This window comes from Streptosporangium minutum (assembly GCF_002149035.1).
GTDB lineage: Bacteria > Actinomycetota > Actinomycetes > Streptosporangiales > Streptosporangiaceae > Streptosporangium > Streptosporangium minutum.
Genome location: NZ_NGFP01000468.1, coordinates 1 through 2389, shown reverse-complemented (window position 1 = coordinate 2389; position 2389 = coordinate 1). Strand labels below are relative to the sequence as shown.

At 67.9% G+C, this 2389-nt stretch carries 3 protein-coding genes; 2 read left to right on the top strand and 1 reads right to left on the bottom strand.

What is annotated here, in order from left to right; all coding sequences use genetic code 11:
* Positions 1-373, bottom strand: a 373-nt coding sequence (locus tag CA984_RS43675) for a hypothetical protein (RefSeq protein WP_133061984.1), incomplete at its 3' end; no start/stop codon positions are given.
* A 214-nt stretch (positions 374-587) separates the two neighbouring features.
* Here CA984_RS43675 and CA984_RS43670 point away from each other — a divergent pair.
* The gene (locus tag CA984_RS43670) at positions 588-1784 is read left to right on the top strand and encodes an RNA-guided endonuclease InsQ/TnpB family protein (protein ID WP_086579125.1); all 1197 of its coding nucleotides are present in this window, start codon (positions 588-590) and stop codon (positions 1782-1784) included.
* Between the two features lie 303 nt (positions 1785-2087).
* The coding region (locus CA984_RS43665; protein ID WP_242676509.1) for a 4Fe-4S binding protein at positions 2088-2389 on the top strand (302 nt) is incomplete at its 3' end.

Sequence of the window (2389 nt, the reverse complement as noted above, 5' to 3'; positions counted from 1 at the left end):
GGGTCTGGGCAGGGTACGGGATGGGGGGTGCCGGCTGCCGGAACACCGAACCCCTGATGATCAGCGCGTGGCCCAGACCGCCGAGCCAGTTGCCGAACAGCCCGATCATCATCGTGGCGTCCAGCCAGGTCGGGATCAGGTCGGAGTCTCCGTAGATCCCCGCGCCGACGATGAACACCCCGATGCCGAGCCCGTAGAGGACGGTGGCGAGGGTCAGCGCGGCGCTCCGTAGCCGGTACGCGGCGTGGCCCATGATGAACGGCGTCCCGATGCCGCAGGTGAACAGGGGCACCAATGTCCACACGACGCTCCACCCCGTGTTGGAGCGTGCGGGCGGCTGCGAGTGCCAGGCGGGGCCGTACTGGTGGGACATGTCGCGAACAATACGTATTTCTGAAGCTGCTTGCAGTCCTCTTCCATCAGACTCTCCCGAGGGGACCGTTGTCTTCAGGCGACGGGGGAACCGGGGTCGGGAGGGTCACCCAGGCCCGAGCGTGTGGTGACCTGTCAGGTCTGCGCATTCCGCCTCGCCTCTTTTCGACACTCGATACGGTGGGAACAGCAGTTCCAGGCGGGGTGGGGGTGTGATGCGTAGGTCCTATAAGTTCCTTTTGCGTCCCACCGTGGGGCAGGCGATCGCGTTGACCGCCTGTTTGAATGATCACCGCGCCCTGTACAACGCGGCGTTGGAGCACCGCCGCACCGCCTACGCAAAGGCGGGGGTGAGTGTCCGCTACGGTGAGCAGTCGGCGGATCTCAAGCACATCCGCGCCGCCGACGCCGGCGGGCAGGGCCGGTGGTCCTTCTCCTCGCAGCAGGCCACCCTGCGCCGCCTGGACAGGGCGTTCGCGGCGTTCTTCGCCCGGCTCAAGGCCGGGCGCACGCCGGGCTTCCCTCGTTTCAAGGGCACGGGGCGCTTCGACACCGTCGAGTGGCCCAGGGACGGTGACGGCTGCCGCTGGGACTCCCAGCCCGAACACCCCAGCGCCGCCTACGTCCGCTTACAGGGCGTCGGCCACGTCCGGGTGCACCGGCACCGGCCGGTCAGGGGCGTGGTGAAGACGATCAGCGTCAAGCGGGAGGGGTTCCGCTGGCATGTGATCGTCTCGTGTGACGCCGTTCCCGCCGAGGCGTTGCCCGCGACCGGCGCGGCGGTGGGCATCGATTTGAGGGTGGCGTCGCTGGTGGCCACCAGCCACGGTGGCCTGCTGGACAATCCCCGTTATCTCGCGGCCTCGGCCGACCGGATCGCGAGCGCCCAGCGCGCTCTGGCGCGCCGGAAGCGCGGCTCGACGCGACGGCGCAAGCAGGTGGCCCGCATCGCGGCGCTGCACGCCAAGGTGCGCCGTCGGCGCCTGGACGGCGCCCACAAAGCCGCCCTTGCCTTGGTCGGCGGCTACGACGTGATCGTGTGCGAGGACCTGCGCATCACGAACATGACCAGGCGCGCCGCCTCCAGGCCCGATGGCGAGGGTGGGTATCTGCCCAGCGGGGCGGCGGCGAAGTCGGGCCTGAACCGCAGCATTCTGGACGCGGGTTGGGGGGTGTTCCTGACGATCCTGTCGCACAAGGCTGAAAGCGCCGGTCGAGAACTGATCGCGGTGAACCCCGCCAACACCTCCCGCACCTGCGCCTGTTGCGGGCACTGTGCGAAGGAGAACCGCCGCACCCAGGCCGAGTTCGCCTGTACGGCCTGCGGGCACAGCGCGCACGCCGACGTGAACGCGGCGATCAACATCCTGCGGGCAGGGCTTGCCCTTCGCGAGGCTGCGGAAGCGGCTTAGCGAGAAGCCGCTCCCCTCAGGGAGCGGAGGAGTCACATCGGTTCCGCAGTTAGAGCGCGGTAATCGAACACACAGACTGTGGATAACTGTTGTGGATAACCGGGAGAGCCTGGGGATCGCCTCTTCGACGGGCCACCGCATTCCCGAGCGCACCCCTATGCGCCATGATGTTGAGTTGTGGGACGGATACCAGGAGTGGGGTTGGCAAAGGGGCTCTCCGTCACCCTTCGCCACATGCTGAGCCGATCGGTGACTCAGCAGTACCCCGAAGTTCGGCCGGACCTGCCACCCCGGAGCCGGGGGGTGATCGCTCTGGTCGAGGAGAACTGCACGGTGTGCATGCTCTGCGCCCGCGAGTGTCCCGACTGGTGCATCTACATCGACTCCCACAAGGAGACCCTCCCCGCCCCCGAGGGCGGCCGTCCCCGTGCCCGCAACATGCTCGACCGCTTCGCGATCGACTTCTCCCTGTGCATGTACTGCGGGATCTGCATCGAGGTCTGCCCGTTCGACGCCCTGTTCTGGTCTCCGGAGTTCGAGTACGCCGAGGGCGACATCCGCAACCTCGTCCACGAGAAGGACAAGCTGGCCGCCTGGGCCCAGAC

Bases quoted from the DNA above. Each gene is read 5' to 3' on its own strand.
- CA984_RS43670 (WP_086579125.1), top strand. From the start codon at position 588: ATGCGTAGGTCCTATAAGTTCCTTTTGCGTCCCACCGTGGGGCAGGCG.